The sequence below is a fragment of the Aquificaceae bacterium genome, assembly GCA_037481935.1.
Classification (GTDB): domain Bacteria; phylum Aquificota; class Aquificia; order Aquificales; family Aquificaceae; genus Pampinifervens.
In genome coordinates this window covers 155,638-176,585 of record JBBFKQ010000004.1, presented here as the reverse complement: position 1 = coordinate 176,585, position 20,948 = coordinate 155,638, and the positions used below count along the sequence as shown (strand labels likewise).

Below are 20,948 nucleotides of genomic sequence, written 5' to 3'. Positions count from 1 at the left end.
AAGGCCATGAAATTCCTCGTGTTTGGAGACATAATAGGAAAGCCCGGCAGGAAAGCACTCAGGTATTATCTTGCTGGATACAGAGACCTTGCAGATGTGGTGCTTGTAAATGTTGAAAACTCAGCCGGCGGATTTGGAATAACAAAAAAGGTTTACGAGGAGCTCCTCAACCTTGGTGTGGATGTAATGACATCGGGAAACCACATATGGGACAAGAAGGAGGTCTACCAGTTTATAGACCAGACAGACACACTTCTCAGACCCGCCAACTACCCTAGCGGTGTGCCCGGTAAAGGTTATGGTCTTTACGAAAAAAAGGGTGTGAAGTTTGCGGTAATAAACCTTATGGGCAGGTCCCTTCTGGACTCAAACCTTGACAATCCTTTCCTTCTCTTTGACAGACTTTACGAAGAACTTTACAGAGAAACCCCCCTCATAGTCGTTGATTTTCATGCAGAAACCACCTCTGAAAAGTGGGCTTTTGCACTTTATACGGATGGCAGGGCAAGTCTGGTATACGGAACGCATACACATGTTCCCACTGCAGACCAGATAATACTGAGAAAGGGCACAGCTTATGTGAGTGATGTAGGTATGACAGGATGCTGGTATTCTGCCATAGGCATGAAGCCAAAGGAGGCGATAGAAAGGTTTACAAGGGGAATACCCCAGAAGTATGAAGTAGAAGAGAAGGAGGATGTGGTGGTTAACGCCATTCTGGTTGAAGTGGATGACCGCACAGGTAAAGCGCGAAGCATTGAACGCCTTCAGCAATACATAACAAGAGAAGAGCTTAGAGAAGTATAAATTTATACACATGCAGGAAAGGCAGAAAAAGCCAAAGATAAGCCTTATACTGGAGAGCTTTACTCAGCTCGAGAAGGCATACACGGACCTGAAAAAGAACCTCAGCTGTGTTAGGGAAGACTTCGTTGAAAACAAGCTCCTGCAAGATAAGGTGAGGGTTGATTTCAACCTGGCCTTTGAAAGCTGTATGAGAGTTTGCAGACATCTTTCGACAGTTTACAACATAAAAACTACCTCAAAGGACTGTCTGCAGAAGGTGGGTGAGTTTGTTGGCCTTTCTCAGGTGGAGGACCTGGGAGAACTCAGCCAGTTCTACATAAAGCACCGCGACCTCAAGGAGGCTCTCCCCCCGGAAGAGCTCTACGACTTTCTGAGCAGGTCTCTGCACCTTTTCAAGGACTATGCAAAGGCTGTGGTGGAGTTCATAAAAAAGGAGACAAACAACCCTCTGCTAATAGACTTTGAACTACTCAACGAAAAGGCAAGGCACATAAAAGAATCCCTAAAGAAGATAGACTTTGTTCTGTCTCAGGGTTTTGAAGAGTTTTCAAAGACGCCCATGTATTACGACAGGGTGAAATACTTCTATCAGGTGGCCTACGACAGCCTCTTTGACATATGTAAACATCTGGCACCCAAGTTTGGTGTCAAAAAATTTGGAGACGACTGCCTCTCAAAGCTGGTAGAGGTGGGCGTTATTCCCCAGGAGTATTACATGGACATTTTCCGTATGACCAACCTCAAAAACAGGCTCATAAGCACCTGGGAGGTAAGTCCGGAAGAACTTTACAGAAGCCTTGTGGAAGTAAGGGATAAAATAGAGCCCGTGGTGAGAGAGATATCAAAGAGCCTGAAGAGCCTGCTGGAAAGCAGGCAGAAGCCTCAGGGATAGATGGCCACAGGATTGTAAAAGGTATCTCTTTCCACCGGTATCTTGTCCGCACCTCTTATGAGTTTTATGAGTTTTTCTTTTGTATGTCCGAGGGCAGAGGTTGTTCCCGCTGCATGCACTATCTTCTCCTCCTGAATGGTTCCATCAAGGTCATCCGCACCCATGTTCAGAGCTACCTGTGCTACTCTTTCGCCAAGAGTGACCCAGTATGCCTTTATATGGTCAAAATTATCCAGAAAGAGCCTTGCTATGGCTATGGTCTTGAGGTCGTCAACAGAAGATGTTCTTTTTCCACCTATCCTTGTGCCCTCTGGCCAGTAGGCCAGTGGTATGAAAACCTGAAAACCACCGGTCTCGTCCTGAAGGTCTCTGAGCCTTTCCATATGCTCAACCCTCTCCTCATAGGTTTCCAGGTGTCCGTAAAGCATGGTAGCGTTGGTGGGAATGCCGAGCCTGTGTGCTGTTTTGTGAACCTGGAGGTATTCCTCTGCGTTGGCCTTGTATGGAGCTATGATTTTCCTAACCCTTTCTGAAAATATTTCTGCGCCACCGCCTGGTATGGCATCAAGTCCCGCCCACTTGAGTTCAGTAAGAATCTCCTCATAACTCTTGCCCGATATCTTGCTCATATGATGTATCTCTATGGCAGTCCATGCCTTTACAACCATATGGGGAAAAGACTTTTTTATCTCCCTCACAAGGTTTACATATTCCTCATACTTCCAGTGAGGTGGTATTCCACCAACTATGTGAACCTCCTTACCACCCATCCTTTGAGTCTCCTCAACCTTCCTGAGCACCTCCTCAAGGCTCATCTCATAGGCCCTTGGGTCTGACTTTGTAACTCCAAAACTGCAGAAGTTGCACTGATAGACGCATATGTTGGTGGGGTTTATCTGCCTGTTGACTATAAAGTAGGCAAAATTGCTATTTTTCTTCCTGTTTACCCACTCCGCAAGGGCACCAACATAACTGAGGTCTGCTTCGTAGAAGAGCCTTATGGCATCTTCAGAGGACAATCTTTTGCCTTCAAGCACTTTTTCGCCTATGGATTTTAAACTTTTTGCAGAGCTTTTTTCTATAAGCGACTCTAACTGCATGCTTTCCTCCTTCAGTTTATTGGTATAGGTCTGCCCTTCTGTTCAGAATATAGTTTGAGGGAATCAATTAAATCTTCGTAGCTTTCTCCGTCTTCTGGGTAGGTGACCACAATGTAATAGCCCTCTTCACCCAGAAAATCCCTGATACCCTCTGCCAGGTGGATGGCTCCTTCCTTACTTGTGCCGGGAAGCAGGCAGATTATATAGAACCCCAGCTGAGCTATTACGTCTGACTCTCTCATGGACTTAGATATGCTCTCAAGGTGTTGTTCTGAAAGGTGTTCACTGTATAGCAACAAAATTGAGAAATTATCTACACCGGGGATATGTTCTACAAGAGAGAGGTCTTTTTTCAATCTCTTTAACTCACCTATCTCGTGCCTTACAAGGGCATGAAGGTTCTCAGGGCTGACAAGCTGTGCCATACTTACGATTATAAGCCTTTTTGCATGCGGGGCAATCAGTATTTTCCACTCAGCATGAGCTCTCTTTTACGCTTTACAAAGTCCTTTACACCATGCAGGTCTTTCGTGTTCAGAACGAGCTCAGGAATTGCCCAGCCTCTCCTTGCAAGACCAACACCCACCTGCATGTATGAGAGATGTTTTACAGAGTGAGCATCAGTAACAATGGCTATGGTAACACCCTCCTGCATGCACCTCCTTATGTTCTCCGGTGAGATGTCAGCCCTGTAGGTGTTTAGCTCAAGGGCAGTTCCAGTCTCTTTTGCGGTTCTTATTACCTTTTCCATGTCAAGGGGGTAGCTTTCCCTGGTCCCGTAGGCCTTTCCCGTTGGGTGGCCTATAAGGTTCACATAGGGGCTTTCCATAGCTTTGAGTATTCTGTAAGTATTGTCTTGATTGAACCTTGAGTGTATGGAAGCTACCACAAAGTCAAACTCCTCAAGGAGTTCGTCTGGAAGGTCAAGAGAACCGTCAGGCAGTATGTCCACCTCACAGCCTCTCAGTATGTAAAAGCCCTTTGGATTGTAGTACTGGTTTAACCTCTCTACCAGTTTGAACTGCTCCCTGTAGCGGGCTGGGTCAAGGCCGTTTGCAACCCGTGCGGATTGGGAGTGGTCTCCTATAACCATATACTGGTATCCAAGCTGATAGCAGGCTTCCGCCATTTCCTCAAGGCTGTGAAGTCCATCGCTCCAGTTTGAGTGCATATGGAAGTCACCCTTTATATCTTTTAGCTCCACAAGCCTTGGCAGTTTCCCCTCAAGGGCAAGCTCTATCTCCCCTGTGTTTTCTCTCAGCTCTGGCGGAATCCACTGCATGCCTATCAGGTTGTAGACCTCTTCTTCGGTACTTCCTCCTATCCACTCCTCCGTGTCTGAACGGAAAACTCCATATTCGCTTATCTTGAGCCCCTTAGCTCTGGCTATGTCCCTGACTCTCACGTTGTGTTCCTTTGAGCCTGTAAAGTATTGAAGAGCTGCACCCCACTGATGGGGTTCTACTGTTCTGAAGTCCACCTGCCTGCCTTCCTGAAGCACCACGCTTGACTTGGTTTCTCCATGAAGGAGAACCTCTTTTACGCCTCCGTAAGACACAAAGTGCCCATGGAGTTTTGCCCAGTTATCTTTTTTTGCAGAGATGAGAAGGTCAATATCACCTACGGTTTCCTTTCTTCTTCTCAGGCTTCCAGCAAGCTCTATGTTTTCATAGAGGTCTCTTACGCTCTCAAAATACTTCAGAAGCTCCTGTCCAAGCTCGTAAGCCTGTAGAAGTGTCATCCTCTCCTTGCTTTTTTCCCACAGCTCCAGACCCCTCATTATGTTCTGAATTTTCTTTTCTCCCATTCCTGGAAGGAAAGCAAGCTGCCCGCTCCTGACTGCCCTTATAAAGTCTTCCTTGCTTCTTACCTTGAGCCTGTCATAGGCAAGTCTCAGAGTCTTTACGCCCACCCCCGGAACTTCAAGAAGCTCAAGAAGGTCTTCCGGCACTTTCTGCCTCAGTTCCTCGTAAGCCCCAACTCTTCCTGTGCGAAGGTATTCCAGTATCTTTTCTACGCTGGATTGTCCTATGCCGTGTATCTGGTGAATCTTTCCTGTGCGCACCAGCTCTTCCACATCCTCACCAAGCTCTGAGAGAACCTCAGCCACCCTTCTGTAGGTGTTTATACGGTAGGGGTTATCTCCCAGAAATTCAAGCATGTCCGCCATCCTATCAAAGATTCTGGCAAGTTCTCTGTTTTTCTCCATAGGTTAAAATTTAGGAATGGAACTTCTCTCTTACAGCCTTTTCTGGGAAGGCTTCCTCTCTGCTCTTTTCATAGCCCTCTCCACCTCCCTTGTGGGAGTTTTCCTCCTCATAAAGAGGCTTGCCATGCTGGGTGCGGGTCTGTCGCACGCTGCCTTTGGGGGCATAGCCCTTGCCATAGTGCTTGACCTTGAGCCCATGACCTTTACTGTGTTTTATACTGTCCTGCTTGGTCTTCTCATTCAGTTCCTTGTAGACAGAAAGTCTCTGCCGGCGGATACGCTGGTTGCCCTTTTTTTCTCTGTGGGTGTGGCCATGGCAATAGTGGTGCTTGGAATTACGGACAACCTGGGCACAAATGTGTTCTCCTATCTCTTTGGTAGTATGCTCACTGCTTCAGAAAAGGACCTTCTCCTTTCTGTGATTGTTTTTATGCTTACCCTTCTTTTTGTATTCCTGAACTACAGAAGTCTGTTGCTTCTCAGCTTTAATGAAGAAATTGCAAGGCTCAGGGGTGTAAAGGTGGGGCTTCTCAACTATTCTCTTATTGCCCTTGCCTCTGCCAATGTGGTTCTTTCCATAAAGGCGGTGGGCCTTGTGCTCTCTGCAAGCTTTATATCCATACCCGCCATGACCTCTCTGATGGTGTCCTCTTCCTTTCTTCAGGGGATGCTCCTTTCAGTAGGTTTTTCTTTCCTTTCTCTTTCTTCTGGCATAATTCTTTCCCTGCTCCTTGACCTTCCGCCCAGCGGTGCGGTGGTGGGAAGCATGGTCTTTTTCTTTGTCCTTGCCTCCTTAAGCAAGTTTATAAAAAGAAGGTTTTCAGGAGTTTTTTAGCCATCTGTGCATCCCGGCGGTAGATTCTCCGGGCAAGTTCCATAACCTGCGGTGATGAACCCTTTGGCAGGTTGTGCCTTCTGAGCCATGTGAGAAACTCAGCCCTTGCAAGGACACTGGCGGTGGCAACCGCAAGCCTTTCTTCCCCCCTATGCTCAAATTGAACCCTTTTATCAAAGGGGCTTTTCTTTGAATAGGCGTCGACAAAAAAGCTTGCAGAAGGATACTTCTTGAAAAGCCCTTCCAGTAGTTCTCCATAAAGTGCATCCAGTATTCTGTTGAGATTTCCAGATTTCTGATAAAGCTCGTTTAACTGGCCGGGTTCTACAAGCCTGCACCTGAACTCTCCAAAAGACCTGAAAAGGTCTGCTTTCCTGAGAACCTCCTCGTCTTTCATCCTCTTACAATCCCTCATATTGAGGCTCAGAACCTTCTTGTAATACTCTGGCTTTATAACAGCACAGCAGAGCACCAGAGGACCAAACACATCCCCCTTCCCAGACTCATCACAGCCTATGTCTGTAGAAGAGGGTGCTTCAATCAGAGAGAGAACCAGTTCCTTCATAGCCTCTGTCCTCTTACCCTGAATGAGAAGAGTTCCCGAAGGGTATAGCCTGAGGGTGTTTTCTCCGTCAGTTAAGAGCCATTTCAGACCAGGACTCTCAAGTTCATAGAAGCCCCTTCTCAGAAGCTCGCTTTTAAGCTCCTCTGCCTTTTCAGGGAATACTTTGAGGGTTAGGTTTGTCATGTTCTGAACATTACTATTTTACTGATATAATAAAAATCCATAATCTTCGGAGGTGCACAATGATTGAATATGCCCACAGGATAAATGCTCTTCCACCCTATCTCTTTGCTCAGATTGACCAGAAGAAGAGAGAAAAGCTCTCTCAAGGTGTGGACCTCATTGACCTTGGGGTTGGGGACCCGGACATTCCCACTCCACAGCCCATAGTGGAAGCTATGAAAAGGGCTGTAGAAAAGCCCGAGCATCACAGATATCCCTCCTACGAGGGCATGCTTTCCTTCAGGCAGGCTGTAGCAGACTGGTATAAAAAGCGCTTTGGCGTTGAACTTGACCCTCAGAAGGAGGTGGTGACCCTTATAGGCTCAAAGGAAGGTATAGCCCACTTTCCACTGGCTTTTATAAACCCGGGCGATGTAGTCCTTTGTCCTGACCCGGCGTATCCAGTCTACAAGATAGGCACTCTTTTTGCTGGAGGCGAACCATACATACTGCCCCTGAGGGAAGAGAATGGCTTTCTGCCAGATTTTAAAAGCATTCCGGGTGATGTGCTCAAAAGGGCAAAAATCATATGGGTAAACTACCCCAACAACCCCACTTCTGCCACTGCGGATGAAGGCTTTTACAGAGAGCTCGTAGCGTGGGCTAAGGAGCACAACTTAATAGTGGCTTCAGACCTTGCCTATTCAGAGATATACTTTGGAAGCAGAAGACCCATGTCCATACTGCAGATAGAGGGGGCAAAGGAGGTTGCCATAGAGTTTCACTCTTTTTCAAAGACCTTCAACATGACAGGGTGGCGTCTTGGTATGGCGGTTGGCAATGAAAAGCTCGTTGCTGGACTGGGGAAGGTGAAGACAAATGTGGACTCTGGTCAGTTTCAGGCAATTCAGGAGGCAGGCATTACAGCCCTCAACCTTCCAGAGGAGGAGCTCCAGAAGATAAGGGAAACATACAGGGAAAGAAGACAGGCCATGGTAAAAGCTCTTGAAGAGGTAGGTCTGAAGGTTTACAAGTCTGATGCCACTTTCTACCTATGGGTGAGGGTGCCTGAGGGATACACCTCTGCAGGCTTTGTTTCAAGGCTGCTTGATGAATGTGGAATAGTATGCACTCCGGGCAACGGCTTTGGAGAGCATGGAGAGGGATACTTCAGGATATCTCTGACGGTGCCAACTCAGAGGCTTCTTGAGGCGGTGGAAAGAATAAAGGGTCTTAAGATATGAAGAAGAGGGAAGCCTGGGCTTCCAGAATAGGTCTCATCTTTGCCGCTGCAGGAAACGCTATAGGTCTGGGAAACCTGCTGAGGTTTCCCTCCAAAGTTGCCCTCTACGGCGGCGGTGCCTTTATGATTCCCTACTTTGTGGCGCTTTTTCTGCTTGGTATACCACTAATGATATTGGAGTGGGTAATAGGAAGGTATGCGGGGGCAAAGGGTCATGGTTCTATGACGGGGATTATGGGCTCTCTCTTTCATCATGCCAACTGGGCAAGAGTGCTTGGCTCAATAGGCGTTGCCATACCCTTTCTAATTGTCTGCTACTATATATACATTGAGTCCTGGACGCTGGGCTTTGCAGTGCTTTCCCTCTTTGGTCAAATGCCAGTGCCCGTAGAAGGCGGTGATGCAAAAACCGCCATGGCTCCCTATGTAGATTTTTTTAGAAACTACACAGAACCCTCAGTTTACGCCCTTGTTTTTTTGTTCATAACCCTTGCGGTAAACTGGTATATACTCCAGAGGGGGATAGTCAAGGGTATTGAACTTACCGCAAAGGTGGGAATACCAGCCCTTCTGCTCATGGGGATTTTCCTTGCGGTGGTATCTCTGTCCATTAGAGGGGGAAAGGGTCTTGAAGGGCTTCTCTACATCTATACTCCAGACTTCAGCAGAATATGGGACCCTCAGGTCTGGCTTGAAGCATCAGGGCAGATATTCTTTACTCTTTCTCTGGGTATGGGTGCTATAGCCACCTACGCCAGCTATGTAAAGGCCCGTGAGGATGTTTTAAAGGCAGGGCTCTGGACGGCAGGCTTGAACGAGTTTGTGGAGGTAATCATAGGTGCTTCCATAGCCATACCTGCCGCCTTTGCCATGTTTGGGGCCATGGCTGTGCCTGAGCTGGCAAAGGAGGGCACTTTCAGAATTGGCTTTATGTCCATGCCTGCAGTTCTTATGGCATTGCCCCTTGGCTGGCTTCTCTCTGCGGTGTGGTTCTTCCTTCTTTTTATAGCTGCACTTACCTCCTCCCTTGCCCTTACACAGCCTCTTATAGCGCTCTTTGAGGATGAGATGAGGTGGAAGCATTCAAAGGCTGTAAATGTTTCCATGCTCATGGTAAGTTCAGGCGCTCTTCTTTCTGCCTTCCTTCCTGGATTTATAGACGAGCTTGATTTCTGGGCAGGGACCTTCATGCTTGTCTTCTTTGCCCTCCTTGAAATAATTGTTTTTGTATGGATATTTGGAGTTTACAGGTTTCATCACGAGCTTACAAGGGATGTTTTTATAAGGGTGCCAAAGTGGCTGGTTTACTTTTTTGCCATAGTTTCTCCCATGTTTCTGGTTATTCTCCTCTATCAGTGGGGACTCCTTCAGGCACCCAGGGTGCTGGCTCAGGCCGATGGTGGAGTGGTTGCCGCCCGCCTTTTCATAATTGCAACCCTCGTTCTGCTTGCCTTCATAGCCGTAGAGAGTAGAAGAAGATACCTGGCAGGACCTCACATATGAGAGATATACAGCTTGTGAGTTTAGCCACTGGTGTGCCAAGAATAGAATACAACCTTGGTATAAAGGAAGCCCTGAAGGCTTTTGAAGAGTTCAGTATCTATGACTTTCTTGTTGTGGTCAGGGACAACAGACCTATAGGCACAGTCAGCAAGCTTGACCTGATAAAAGCTCAGCACAGAGAACATCTGACAGTGGGCGACCTTGCTCATCCGCTGATGAAGTTAAGGAACGCAACCTTAAAGCCTGAGCATCTTACATCGCTTCTGGACTTTTTTAACGCCTACAAATCACCCATCCTGCTGGTGGACAAAAAGGGTTCATACATGGGTGTTCTTTTTTACCATGTGGTTCTTTACCACGCAAGCCTTTTTAGAGAGGCTACAGTTCCCATGTTCCAGAAGATAAGGTCCCTCTTCGGTCAGGATTACTATTTCTACTGTTTCTACATAGGTGGCCTCAGGGGTTTTGTGGAAGAATACGGGTCTTCAAAGGGGGAGAGCCTTCAGAGGATACTTTACGAGGACGTAAAAAATACCATACAGGGAGACGTGAGCCTCTCTTACGAGGAAAATGAGGTATATGCCCTTTCCAGGGTGAAGCTGAAAGAAGAAGAAATCGTAGATTTATACCGGGAGTTTCAGAGAGAATTCTCCCTGCTCTATGCAGATGCAAAGCCCATCTACCTGTTCGGCTACTGCATACCCATAAAAAACCTTAGAAGCTTTGAGGACTTTTTCAAGCTCAGCTCAGAACTGAAAAAAAGGATGGAGGATGTGCACGATGCTTCCTGTTTCATATTCCATGAAGAAAAGCCTTCTGTGGTTCTCTGCGAGTATGAGAAAAGGGAGTTGATACACCACATAAGGCACAGGATAAAGCAGGATTTTGAAAACATAGTGGAGAGCCTCAAAAGGACTGACAGAGACCTGTGGGAATTTGTGCTATACGATTTTTTCAAAAAGTATCCATACTTTGAGCTTTTTTATGTCATAGGAGAAAGTGGGCTTCAGGTTTCCAACAATGTGGTGAACCCAAGGCTCACCTATCCCATCAAGACTGGTAAGAAAGGAGCAGACAGGTCAGAGAAGGAGTATTTTAAGAAGGCGAGCCACGAAGATGTTTACATCTCCAATATATACATATCGCAGGCAACTGATGACTTTTGCATAACCGTTTCCAAAAAGTTCAGCTATGGTGAGAAGAGCTACCTTCTGGCTGGAGACATAAACTACAGAGAGGTCCACAGGCTGGTAAAGAGCTATGCGGAAGAGCTCAAAACTGATAGGTAGCTACGCCTATAGAAACCTCAGGTATTCAAAGAATCATCCCCTGAGGATTCCGAGGGTTTCACTGCTCTTGGAGCTCCTGCACGTCATGGAGCTCCTTTCGGGGGAAGAGCTTACAGAGAGCAGACCCGCCAGCTGGGAGGAGCTGAGACTCTTTCATGAGGAGGAATACCTCAGAGCCCTTCAGGAATGCGACCAGTGTCAGTGCGTAAAGAGGGAATACAGAGAGAAGTTCAACATAGGAAGCTATGAAAATCCAGTTTCACCCGCCATGTGGAGAGGTTCTCTGCTTGCCACAGGCTCTTCCGTGCAGGCGGTGGAGCTATTTCTTGAGGGATACTCAGCCTTTAACCCGGCTGGTGGCATGCACCACGCCTATCCCTCAATGGCAAAGGGCTTTTGCTTTATAAACGACCCGGGAGTAGCCCTGCAGTATATCCTATCAAGGGGCTTCAAAAGGGTGCTCTACATAGACCTTGACGCCCACCACTGTGACGGAGTGCAGGACTTTTTCTACGAGGACGACAGGGTTTTCGTTTTTTCCATCCATCAGTCCCCCGAGTATGCCTTTCCCTTTAAGAGAGGCTTTCTCCATGAGCGTGGTTCTGGAAAGGGCAGGGGCTACAACCTCAACGTACCTCTACCTGCGGGAGTCAACGATAGCGAGTTTCTGTTTGTGTTAGAAAGAATCATCCCCATAATAGCAGAGCTCTACAGACCAGAGGTGTATGTGCTTCAGCTTGGCACCGATGTGCTTTTAGAGGACTACCTTTCCAAGTTTGAGCTGTCCAACTGGGGCTTTCTGAGAGCCTTTGACCTTGTGAGGGAAGTCCTTGGGGATGGCGTGTATCTGGGGGGAGGAGGCTACCATCCCATCGCCCTTGCCAGAGCGTGGGCTCTCCTGTGGTGCAGGCTCTCAGGTAGGAAAATCCCAGAGCGTCTGAGTGCGGAGGCAAAGGAGCTTCTCCTTTCCGTGGACTTTGAGGAGTTTGATGAAGATGTGGACAGAAGCTACATGTATGAGAGCCTCCTTGACAGACCAAGGGAAGGAGAGGTAAGGGAAAAGGTAAGGAAGATAGTGGAGGAAACGCTGGCTTACTACAGGTGAAGGGTTTTTTTTGTTTCTCTTCTGTGAAGAAGCCTTGCACTGCTTATTACAAGATACAGACCGCTGAGGGATACCCCCATAAGCCCCGCAAAGAAAAGAAACCTTGTAAAGTCCTCAAGAATGTCCCGCTTACCCAGAGAATATTCAAGAGCTCTGCGCATCTCCTTGCTATCAAACACAACACCATACACATACTTTTTGACCTTCATGTCCGGAGAGATGAATACCACAAGATTGGGGTGAACAAAGTCCTTTGTCTCCGGAATAGACATGAACCTGAAGTCTATGGCATCCACAAGCCTGAAGAGGTCTTCCTTGCTCTTTACCCTTACCACCTTCCATCCATCTCCATCAAGACCATGCTTTTCCTGAAAGGTTTTTATATCCTCCTGCCCATCGGTGGGGTCAAAGGTGAAGGATAGAACCCAGAAGTCTACGCCGGGCTTTCCCAGGGACGGGATGACTTTTTTGAGCGAGTCCGTTATTATGGGGCATGCGGAGGTGCAGTTGGTGTATATGGGGCTCAGGATTAGGGGCTTTCCCTTCAGGCTGTGGAGGTTGAACTCCCTTCCGAAAGAGTCTACGAGAAAAACGTCGGGAAGCTCCTTTCCGAGAGTTTTTCCCTCGTTGGGGGGTATGCCAGTAGAGCTTTCCTGAGAGAAGGCTGAAAAAATAAAAAAGAGGAGGGCTAAGAGCCCTCCTGACAGATGGCGCACGACGGAACCCTCACTTGACCTCAGCGGTTTCTTTCTTTTCATCTTTTGCAGACTGTGGTTTGGTTATAGGCACGGGGCTTTTGTCGTTGTAACCCGGTGAGTCAAAGAACACGCCCCTCTTTGTAACATCGTAGAGGGGTGGTATGTAGGATATGAGGAAAAGCAGAGAACTGAAAACTACCCAGGGAGTAAGCCTTTGAAGGGCTGGCATCTTTTCATCGTGATAGGGTTCTGCGGTGGGGATTTCAAGCTCAGCTTCTTTAACCGCAGGTGAAAGTAAGGTTCCAAAGAAGGATACAGCCCAGAATACAAAGCCCACAACAATAAGAACTCCTGCAAACACAGAAAGCTCGGCGTATCCAACCCATTCCGGCCTGTAGAGGGGTGATTCAGGGTTCAGGTAGGATGTGCCTGTGTTTGTCCTTCTTGGAAATCCATGAAAGCCTGCCAGAGACATGGCGTATTCAAATATGAGCATGCCCTGCCACCAGAGCCAGGGTGCAAGCACTGCAAGACCCTTAAACCTTATTTCTTTTCCTGTTAGCTGGGAGAGGAAGAAAAGAGACATACCAAGAAATACAAGCGTCACAAGTCCACCCACAGTGGTGTGGAAGTGGCCGGGGACAAAAGAAGTGTTATGAACCACCTGATTCATGTTGTAAGAGGCGTTTATGATGCCAGTAATACCACCCACAAAGAAGAGGAAAAGACCTGCCATGAAATAGGAAACAAGCCACTTGTTGCCCTCAAGGCTTATGTAGGGTATCTTTGCCCACCAGTAGAAGAGAGAGTTTTTCACCTCTGGAAATTTTGACTTTATGGAGTATTCAAGGGATGCAGCCACCGTAAAGGCGGTTATCATGCTGGGAACTGCAACACCAAAGGTAAAAAGGGCATGTATAAGCTTGTAGTTGCTGGTTATCCCTGGCTCTGTAAACTGGTGATGTAGCCCCACGGGGAAGGAGAGTATGAGGAAGAGGATAAAGACGAACCTTGCGGCGCCATCCGAATAGAGCTTTCCATCACCGGTAACTATCCTTGGAAGAACGGTGTAGAGCATCACATAGGCAGGCAGGAGCCAGAAGTAAACCACAGGATGTCCAAAAGCCCAGAAGAGAGTTCTCGCAAGGGATGGGTTTATCTCCTGAACTAAGCCAAGAGACAGGGGAAGAAGCTGAAAGAGCACTTCAACAACCACAGGCACCACCATAATCACCCACATGATGTGGTTTATCAGCATGCCATAAACGGCAAGAGGCACCTTCTGCCCGGGGTTTTCCCTTCTCCAGGATACATAGTTAGGTAACCAGTCAAAGAAGAGTGGAACTATCGAACCTACTATCAGAAGAGCAGCACCGAGATAAAAGGTCCAGTGGGCTATGAGCGGTGGGTAAAAGGTGTAAAGCACGTTTGCCTTGCCAGTAAACATTGCCCACGCAGCCATAAGAGTTCCGCCGAACATGAGGATAAGACTGAGCCACTGCACAGGAGGTCTGAGGGGTTTTTTAAGGTAGTAGAGAAATACTATGTTTCCAAGGGCCACTATGATTATGGTGGTGAAAACTATAGCGTTTATAACCCCGTGTAAGGTAAGACCCTGATAGTATTCAATACCACCCACAGACATGTCCTTTATGACCCCAGCCCTGTAAAGCACCTGCATTAGGCCGTGGTAAATACCAAAAACAAGGAGCAGGACTGGGAAGACTATCTCTGCCACTATGATGTTCCTTATTGTTCTGTCTACCTTCATGGCATACCTCCTTTACTTGACTACTATCTTCGTAGCCATATCCTGATGGCCTATGCCACAGTATTCATGGCATACTATGTGATAGACACCTGGCTTGTCAAACTTATACCTTGCGTAGGCAACAGTTCCGGGAATAGCCATAAGGTTCACGTTTGTTCCGTCAATCTGAAAACCATGTATCACATCTCCACTGGTCAGGTATATGTCCACCACTGAGCCTGCTGGTATTTCCACATCCGCTGGCTCAAAATACCACATCTTGGCAAGATAGTGAATTTCATACCTGTTAGGTGCATGCTGGATTACCTTGCCTTCAGTAAAGGGTTTAACATCCGTTATACACGTTGGTACGTCAATGTTCAAGGCTTTTGCAGCATAAACGAGCAGGGCTGCAAAGAAACCAAGAAAGCCAACCGCAAGCACAAGAGCTGTCTTTTCTGCCTTATCCATGGCTTCACCTCCTTATGGTTGTGTCTGACCCCTGACGAGCATTGTCAGGTAAGTGGACAGCCACACAAAGGCATAAAAGCCAAGCATGAAAAGGAAGAAGGCTACCGCCCCCTTTGGGAAGAACTGCTCGTCCTTCATGGCATACCTCCTATAAGGATGTTTTATAACATAATAAAACTTACTTATGAGTATATGCAAACTTTTATATTTTGTCAAGTTATATCAGAAGAAAGATTTATTCAATTTCTTCTTTTCACCTTTCATGGTTTATTAATCTAAAATAAGTAATTAAGAATATCATTATGCATTTATACATCTTGCAAAACCGAAGCAGAGTTTATATTTAATATTTCCATGAAGCTTCTCGTTAACGGCAAGGAGCTGGAAGTAAAAGAGAACATCACCCTGCTTGCCCTCCTTGAGAGTAGTGGCATACAGGTCAGACCTGTGGGTCTTGCGGTGGCGGTGAACGAGGAGATAGTGCCAAAGAGTAAGTATGGGGAGTGCATATTGAAGGATGGAGACAGAGTTGAGATAGTAAACATAGTAGGAGGTGGCTAAATGCTGGACTACGAAAGGCTTCTGGAGGATGACTACCTTGAGATTGCGGGAAGGCGTTTCCGCTCAAGGCTCATAATAGGGTCTGGTAAGTTCAGGAGCTTTCAGGAAAACAGGGATGTGCTTGAAGCCTCTGGTGCGGAGATGATTACGGTGGCAGTGCGCCGGGTAAACATTACAGACCCGACAAAGGAAAACCTTCTTGACTACATAGACCCCAACAAGTATCAGATTCTTCCCAACACCGCCGGCTGCTATACCGCAGAAGAGGCAATAAAGACCGCCATGCTGGCGAGGGAAGCAACGGGCATAAACTGGGTCAAGCTGGAGGTCATAGGAGACCAGAAAACACTACTGCCAGACATGGAGGAAACCCTAAAGGCGGCGAAGTTTCTTGTAAAAGAGGGCTTTGTAGTCCTTCCCTATATCTTTGACGACCCTGTTTACGCAAAGAAGTTTGAGGATGTGGGCTGTGCGGCGGTCATGCCCCTTGCAGCACCTATAGGCTCAGGTCTTGGCATGCAGAATCCCTATAATCTCATATTCATAAAGGAGGCGGTCTCAGTGCCAGTTATAGTGGATGCAGGCATAGGCACTGCAGGAGACATACCTCCCGTTATGGAGCTTGGCGTGGACGGTATACTCACCAACACAGCCCTTGCAGAGGCAAAAGACCCCATAAGAATGGCGGTCTCCATGAAGTATGCCACCATAGCGGGAAGGCTCGCCTACCTTGCGGGGAGGATGCCAAAGAGGACTTACGCAGTGCCCTCCTCACCTCTCAAGGGTGTTCCCTACAAGACATGATAGACATAGCAATAGTAGGGGCGGGCATATCCGGGCTTTCCGTTGCCCTGCACCTTAAAAGAAGGGGCTTTGAAGTCCATGTCTTTGAAAAGGAAGAGCTCCCAGGGGGCAACATACAGACTCTTCAGAAGGGGGGCTACATCCTTGAGCTTGGACCACAGACGGTGCTGGCGGATGGAAAGGTAGAGGAGTTTTTAAAGACCGCAGGCATAAGCCCCCAGTATGCCAGCGAAAGCTCTAGGATAAGGTATGTCTACAAGAAGGGTAAGCTTGTCCCGCTTCCCATGTCTCCCCTTAGCTTTATAAAGTCTCCCTTGCTCTCTCTTACAGGCAAGCTAAGGGTTTTGAGAGAGCCCCTTGTGCCACCTTCTGTAAAGACAGAAGAAAGCATTGCAGAGTTCGTCCGCAGAAGGCTCGGGAAAGAGTTTCTTGACTACGTGGTCGCTCCCTTTGTTTCGGGGGTTTATGCAGGAAATCCCGAGGAGCTATCTGTTAAGTATGCGGTAAGGCGTGTCTACGAGCTTGAGCAGAAATTCGGAAGCCTGATAAAGGGAGCCATTAAGCTCAAGGCTCTCGGACCGGGTGGAAGGCTCATATCCTTTGAGGGTGGAAACTATAGTCTCATAAGGCATCTATCTTCTGAGCTAAAGGTGGATACAGAGAACGTGGTCCTCAAGATAAGGAAAAAAGATGATAGGTTTGTGCTGGACGCAAAGAAGGGCAAATACGAGGCAAAGTGCGTGGTGGTCTCTGCTCCCGCCACTTCTGCGGGCTATCTTCTGAGGGACATATCCTGGAGCGCATCAGAAGAATTTGACAGGATATACTACGCCCCCGTGGTGGTCATTCACGCAAGCGTAAAGAGGGGTTCTGTCCCTCCGGGCTTCGGCTTCCTCGTGCCAAGGGTTGAGGGAAAAAGGACTCTTGGCGTTCTCTTCTCCTCTCAGATATTCACTAAAAGGGCACCGGAGGGCAGGGAGCTCCTGACCGTATACATGGGGGGAGCTACAGACCCCGATGTGGTAGATTACGAAGAGGAAGCTCTGTATGAAATAGCGGAGAGGGAACTGAAAGAAACGCTCAGAGTGGACGCAGTTGACTTTCTCAACATAACTCGCTGGAAGAAGGGCATTCCCCAGTATACACTGGGTTACGGCAAGTATATTGAGCTTGCAAAGACCTTGGAAAGAGAAAACCCCGGTCTTTTCCTGACGGGAAACTACCTCAATGGCGTTTCTGTAGCGGACTGCATAAAAGGGAGCTATGAAGTTGCCAAGAGGGTGGAGGACTACTTAGCAGGAGTTAAGCACTTTCCTGAGAATTCTCCTAAGTCTGGGATGGTGTGAGCCCTTCCAGTATATCTTTCCACAATGAGGACACAAAGTAAAGTCCCTTCCGTATAGGTAGACCATGGGTGGTATCCTGTCCTTTACCTCCTCCCTGTCAACTGCTACAAGTTCAGCGTTGCAGTGATAGCATCTGTTTAGCTTCAGCTCTGGCTCAATGTGGAAGTATCTTATGAGAAGGCAGAGCTGGACCTTCCAGTCATCCTTTGGAAGTATCAGGTATTCTATGCCCCATGCCTTGAAGTGTTCTTCCAGCTTCCTTGAGGTGGTGATAAATATCCTGCCCGGATACCTTACAACTTCTGATTTGTTTATAGGTCCCTTTATAAGAAGGGCATCCTGGCCCAGGAGCCTGAGCCAGTGGGCAAGCCTGTGAAGGTCTGCTTCAAGCAAGAACCTCTTCAAGCTCCTCCTTTCTGACCACCTCCTCAGGATGGGCTATCCTGCCAAGGACTGCACTTGCAGCCACCACTGCAGGGTTGGCAAGGTATGCCTCGCTCTTTGGATGTCCCATCCTTCCGGGGAAGTTCCTGTTGGAGGTGGATATGCAACGCTCACCCTCCGCCAGAATGCCCATATGACCACCAAGGCATGGACCGCATGTGGAAACGGAAACAGAACAGCCTGCAGAAAGGAAGATGTCAATAAGACCTTCCTTCAGAGCCTGCATGTATACCTGCTTGGAAGCTGGAATTACTATGCATCTAACATATGGGTGGACCTTCTTACCTTTGAGTATCTTTGCCGCTACTCTGAGGTCTTCAATCCTTCCGTTGGTGCAGGAGCCTATAAAGGCCTGGTCTACAGTTATGTGGGTTGATTCAGAAACAGGGTGCACGTTTGATGGCAGGTAGGGCCAGGCAACCAGAGGCTCTATCTTGCCTGCGTCCCACTCGTATAATACCTCGTAGCTGGCATCAGGGTCGCTCTGATAGACCTTCCAGGGCTTTTTTGCCCTCTGGGATACATACTCTATGGTCTTCTCGTCGGGTGCTATTATTCCGCTCTTGCCACCGGCCTCTATCGCCATGTTGGCTATGGTGAGCCTCTGCTCTATTGAGAGACTCCTTACGGCTTCGCCGTCAAACTCCATAGCCTTGTAGAGGGCTCCATCCACTCCTATGTGACCTATGGTATGCAGTATGAGGTCTTTGCCTGAGACCCAGGGCTGGAGCTTGCCGTAAAAGACAAACTTCATCGTAGGCGGGACCTTGAGCCATGTTTCTCCCGTTGCCATGGCGTAGGCTATGTCCGTGGAACCCATGCCTGTGGCAAAGGCGCCTATGCCCCCGTAAGTGCATGTATGAGAGTCTGCACCCACCACAAGGTCTCCGGGCACCACAATACCCTGCTCGGGCAATATAGTGTGTTCTATGCCCTCACCTTCTGGGAAAAACCACTTTATGTTGTGTTTCCTTGCAAAATCCCTCACTATCTTTGCCTGCTCTGCAGACTTTATGTCCTTTGCAGGCACAAAGTGAGAGAGAACCAGAGCTATTTTCTCAGGGTCAAATACCTTCTGTATGCCATACTTTTCCAGTATCTTTATGGCAAGGGGTGCAGTCACATCGTTTGCCATGGCAAGGTCTATCTTCACCGTAATGAGCTCACCGGGGTGGACTTCCCTTTTCCCCGCGTGGTCTGCAAGTATTTTTTCTGTGATGGTCATTCCCATAATTTCACCTCCTTCTTTTTCATCATGCTACCTCCTGCTCAAGGCTTTTCTTCTCTTCCATCTCAACCTTAAACTCTTCCTTCTTGCACTCGCTTTTTACCTCAACTCCATGGAGTTTGAGTATTTCAACCACCTCCTCACAGGACATGGTTTCCTTTTCCAAAAGCCTTTTTACTACAGCCTGAATGGCTTCCCTGTATTCAAGAACGACTTTCTTCGTATCCTCGTATGCTTTTGTAAGTATCTTCTTTACCTCCTCGTCTATCTCCCTTCTCAGGTCCTCGCTTATATCCACGGAGGTTGTCATGCCACCAAGGAATGGGTTTACTGTTCTTCTCACCGCCAACGGACCAACGCGCTCACTCATGCCCCACATGGAAACCATCCTGTAGGCAAGCTCCGTTGCTCTTTGAAGGTCGTTCTCCGCACCTGTGGTGATGCCTTCTTTGCCGTAGAACACCTCTTCTGCAGCACGCCCGCCCATGAGGGTGAGTATCTTTCCGTAGAGGTCCTGCCTGTCATACATGTGCTTGTCATCTATGGGTAGCTGTTGCGTCACCCCAAGAGCCATACCCCTTGGTATTATGGAGACCTTGTGCAAGGCATCAGAGCCCGGGACCATCAGGCTCATTATGGCGTGTCCCATCTCGTGGTATGCGATTTTTTCTTTTTCTTTCGGTGAGATTACCATGCCCTTCCTCTCAAGACCCATGGTAATCCTGTCTATGGCTTCTTCTATGTCCTGCATCTCTATGGCTTCCTTTCCCTTCCTTGCCGCAAGAAGGGCCGCCTCATTCAGAACGTTCTCAAGGTCTGCGCCCGTAAAGCCTGGGGTCGCTCTTGCTACTATCTCAAGGTCCACATTGGGAGCCAGCTTCTTGTCCCTTGCATGCACCTTGAGTATTTCATACCTGCCCCTCACATCGGGTCTTGGTATGTATATCTGTCTGTCAAACCTGCCAGGTCTGAGCAGAGCAGGGTCAAGTATGTCCGGTCTGTTGGTGGCGGCAATGACTATTATTCCTTCGGAGGTGTCAAAGCCGTCCATCTCCACAAGGAGCTGGTTGAGGGTCTGCTCCCTCTCGTCATGCCCTCCTCCGAGGTTGAGGGCACCCCTCGAGCGACCCACTGCGTCTATTTCATCAATGAATATGATGCACGGAGCGTGCTTTTTTGCTGTATCAAAGAGGTCTCTCACCCTCGCAGCACCTACACCAACGAACATCTCCACAAAGTCAGAACCCGAAACTGAAATAAAGGGCACATGGGCTTCACCAGCAATGGCTTTTGCCAGAAGGGTTTTACCCACACCGGGCTCACCATAAAACATCACGCCCTTTGGAGGTCTACCGCCCAGCTTCTGGAACTTCACAGGGTCTTTCAGGTATTCTATTATCTCCTTGACTTCTTCTTTTACCTCTTCCATACCCGCCACATTCTCAAGGGTGACCTTGGGCTTCTCGTCTATGTATACCTTTGCTCTGCTTTTGCCAAAGCTGAAAGCCCTTGAGGTGGGGTTCCCCCCACCGCTCACCTGCCTCATCATGTATATCCATATGCCTATAAAAAGAAGAATAGGAAGCCATGAGACAAGAAAAGGCACAAGCCAGCTGCTTTCCTGCACAGCCACCTCAACCTTTACTCCCTTGTCTATAAGTTTGTTCACTATATCAGAACCCGGCGGTATGCCCGTCTCTATCTTCTGACCTTCTGTGGTCACACCTGTAAGCAGGTTATCCTTTACCTTTACCTCTTTAAGCTTGCCTTCCTCTGCAAGCTCAAGCACCGTGTTCACCGGTGTCCTGACTGCAGACTGGCTTCTATTGCTCTCAAAGAGGTTAAAGGCGAGAACCATAAAACCCAGAAGAACAACCCATATAAAAATGCTTTTCATCCACTGCATCCGCTTACCTCCACGCTTAAAGATTTAATA

Annotated in this window: 21 protein-coding genes; 10 read left to right on the top strand and 11 right to left on the bottom strand. The window is 48.0% G+C overall.

Annotated features, from left to right (window positions below):
* Nucleotides 1–6: 6 nt before the first annotated feature.
* Nucleotides 7–807, top strand: a complete 801-nt coding sequence (locus tag WHS43_05370; GenBank protein MEJ5339067.1) for a TIGR00282 family metallophosphoesterase — start codon at nucleotides 7–9, stop codon at nucleotides 805–807.
* 10 nt (nucleotides 808–817) lie between these two features.
* Nucleotides 818–1,699 (top strand): DUF86 domain-containing protein, encoded by an 882-nt coding sequence (locus tag WHS43_05365; protein ID MEJ5339066.1) that lies wholly within the window; start codon nucleotides 818–820, stop codon nucleotides 1,697–1,699.
* On the opposite strand, the gene mqnE is transcribed toward WHS43_05365, so the two are convergent.
* The 3 genes from mqnE to polX are packed head-to-tail and all read right to left on the bottom strand — an operon-like array spanning nucleotide 1,690 to nucleotide 5,008.
* Complete coding sequence (mqnE, locus tag WHS43_05360; protein MEJ5339065.1) at nucleotides 1,690–2,799, bottom strand: aminofutalosine synthase MqnE; 1,110 nt, start codon at nucleotides 2,797–2,799, stop codon at nucleotides 1,690–1,692. The two genes, WHS43_05365 and mqnE, sit on opposite strands and share 10 nt — an antisense overlap.
* Before the next feature lie 11 nt (nucleotides 2,800–2,810).
* Nucleotides 2,811–3,224, bottom strand: coding sequence for a hypothetical protein (locus WHS43_05355; protein MEJ5339064.1), 414 nt, complete (start codon nucleotides 3,222–3,224; stop codon nucleotides 2,811–2,813).
* 35 nt (nucleotides 3,225–3,259) lie between these two features.
* Nucleotides 3,260–5,008, bottom strand: coding sequence for a DNA polymerase/3'-5' exonuclease PolX (polX, locus tag WHS43_05350; GenBank protein ID MEJ5339063.1), 1,749 nt, complete (start codon nucleotides 5,006–5,008; stop codon nucleotides 3,260–3,262).
* A gap of 16 nt (nucleotides 5,009–5,024) precedes the next feature.
* Here polX and WHS43_05345 point away from each other — a divergent pair, with 16 nt between their 5' ends.
* Nucleotides 5,025–5,843 carry a metal ABC transporter permease gene (locus WHS43_05345; GenBank protein ID MEJ5339062.1) on the top strand — a complete coding sequence of 273 codons (819 nt, stop codon included), beginning with the start codon at nucleotides 5,025–5,027 and terminating at the stop codon, nucleotides 5,841–5,843.
* Here WHS43_05345 and WHS43_05340 read toward each other — a convergent pair.
* Complete coding sequence (locus WHS43_05340) at nucleotides 5,812–6,591, bottom strand: ribonuclease HIII (GenBank protein MEJ5339061.1); 780 nt, start codon at nucleotides 6,589–6,591, stop codon at nucleotides 5,812–5,814. The genes WHS43_05345 and WHS43_05340 overlap by 32 nt on opposite strands.
* A 59-nt stretch (nucleotides 6,592–6,650) precedes the next feature.
* On the opposite strand from WHS43_05340, the gene WHS43_05335 reads away from it, so the two are divergent.
* The 4 genes from WHS43_05335 to WHS43_05320 are packed head-to-tail and all read left to right on the top strand — an operon-like array spanning nucleotide 6,651 to nucleotide 11,710.
* Nucleotides 6,651–7,814, top strand: coding sequence for an LL-diaminopimelate aminotransferase (locus WHS43_05335; protein ID MEJ5339060.1), 1,164 nt, complete (start codon nucleotides 6,651–6,653; stop codon nucleotides 7,812–7,814).
* On the top strand, nucleotides 7,811–9,316 hold the full coding sequence (locus WHS43_05330; protein MEJ5339059.1) for a sodium-dependent transporter: 1,506 nt from the start codon (nucleotides 7,811–7,813) through the stop codon (nucleotides 9,314–9,316). Before WHS43_05335 ends, WHS43_05330 begins: the two co-directional genes overlap by 4 nt.
* On the top strand, nucleotides 9,313–10,605 hold the full coding sequence (locus WHS43_05325) for a hypothetical protein (protein ID MEJ5339058.1): 1,293 nt from the start codon (nucleotides 9,313–9,315) through the stop codon (nucleotides 10,603–10,605). The genes WHS43_05330 and WHS43_05325 overlap by 4 nt, the downstream gene beginning before the upstream one ends.
* A complete protein-coding gene (locus WHS43_05320) occupies nucleotides 10,577–11,710 on the top strand; it encodes an acetoin utilization protein AcuC (GenBank protein MEJ5339057.1) in 1,134 nt (377 codons plus the stop codon). Before WHS43_05325 ends, WHS43_05320 begins: the two co-directional genes overlap by 29 nt.
* On the opposite strand, the gene WHS43_05315 is transcribed toward WHS43_05320, so the two are convergent.
* Genes WHS43_05315 through WHS43_05300 form a run of 4 tightly spaced genes read right to left on the bottom strand, consistent with a single transcriptional unit; the run spans nucleotide 11,701 to nucleotide 14,767 of the window.
* The gene (locus WHS43_05315; GenBank protein ID MEJ5339056.1) at nucleotides 11,701–12,426 is read right to left on the bottom strand and encodes an SCO family protein; all 726 of its coding nucleotides are present in this window, start codon (nucleotides 12,424–12,426) and stop codon (nucleotides 11,701–11,703) included. The genes WHS43_05320 and WHS43_05315 overlap by 10 nt on opposite strands.
* 10 nt (nucleotides 12,427–12,436) lie before the next feature.
* On the bottom strand, nucleotides 12,437–14,179 hold the full coding sequence (locus WHS43_05310) for a cbb3-type cytochrome c oxidase subunit I (protein ID MEJ5339055.1): 1,743 nt from the start codon (nucleotides 14,177–14,179) through the stop codon (nucleotides 12,437–12,439).
* 12 nt (nucleotides 14,180–14,191) lie between these two features.
* Complete coding sequence (locus tag WHS43_05305) at nucleotides 14,192–14,629, bottom strand: cytochrome c oxidase subunit II (protein ID MEJ5339054.1); 438 nt, start codon at nucleotides 14,627–14,629, stop codon at nucleotides 14,192–14,194.
* A gap of 12 nt (nucleotides 14,630–14,641) precedes the next feature.
* The gene (locus tag WHS43_05300; protein MEJ5339053.1) at nucleotides 14,642–14,767 is read right to left on the bottom strand and encodes a hypothetical protein; all 126 of its coding nucleotides are present in this window, start codon (nucleotides 14,765–14,767) and stop codon (nucleotides 14,642–14,644) included.
* 216 nt (nucleotides 14,768–14,983) lie between these two features.
* Between WHS43_05300 and thiS the strand changes: the two genes are divergently transcribed.
* Genes thiS through hemG form a run of 3 tightly spaced genes read left to right on the top strand, consistent with a single transcriptional unit; the run spans nucleotide 14,984 to nucleotide 17,340 of the window.
* Complete coding sequence (gene thiS, locus WHS43_05295; GenBank protein MEJ5339052.1) at nucleotides 14,984–15,190, top strand: sulfur carrier protein ThiS; 207 nt, start codon at nucleotides 14,984–14,986, stop codon at nucleotides 15,188–15,190.
* Nucleotides 15,191–15,994: a thiazole synthase gene (locus WHS43_05290; protein MEJ5339051.1), complete on the top strand. Its 804-nt coding sequence runs from the start codon at nucleotides 15,191–15,193 to the stop codon at nucleotides 15,992–15,994.
* Nucleotides 15,991–17,340: a protoporphyrinogen oxidase gene (gene hemG / locus WHS43_05285; GenBank protein MEJ5339050.1), complete on the top strand. Its 1,350-nt coding sequence runs from the start codon at nucleotides 15,991–15,993 to the stop codon at nucleotides 17,338–17,340. Before WHS43_05290 ends, hemG begins: the two co-directional genes overlap by 4 nt.
* Here hemG and WHS43_05280 read toward each other — a convergent pair.
* Genes WHS43_05280 through ftsH form a run of 3 tightly spaced genes read right to left on the bottom strand, consistent with a single transcriptional unit; the run spans nucleotide 17,287 to nucleotide 20,918 of the window.
* Complete coding sequence (locus WHS43_05280) at nucleotides 17,287–17,745, bottom strand: Mut7-C RNAse domain-containing protein (protein MEJ5339049.1); 459 nt, start codon at nucleotides 17,743–17,745, stop codon at nucleotides 17,287–17,289. The two genes, hemG and WHS43_05280, sit on opposite strands and share 54 nt — an antisense overlap.
* On the bottom strand, nucleotides 17,726–19,015 hold the full coding sequence (gene leuC, locus WHS43_05275; protein MEJ5339048.1) for a 3-isopropylmalate dehydratase large subunit: 1,290 nt from the start codon (nucleotides 19,013–19,015) through the stop codon (nucleotides 17,726–17,728). The genes WHS43_05280 and leuC overlap by 20 nt, the downstream gene beginning before the upstream one ends.
* 22 nt (nucleotides 19,016–19,037) lie before the next feature.
* Nucleotides 19,038–20,918 carry an ATP-dependent zinc metalloprotease FtsH gene (gene ftsH / locus WHS43_05270; protein ID MEJ5339047.1) on the bottom strand — a complete coding sequence of 627 codons (1,881 nt, stop codon included), beginning with the start codon at nucleotides 20,916–20,918 and terminating at the stop codon, nucleotides 19,038–19,040.
* Nucleotides 20,919–20,948: the final 30 nt, after the last annotated feature.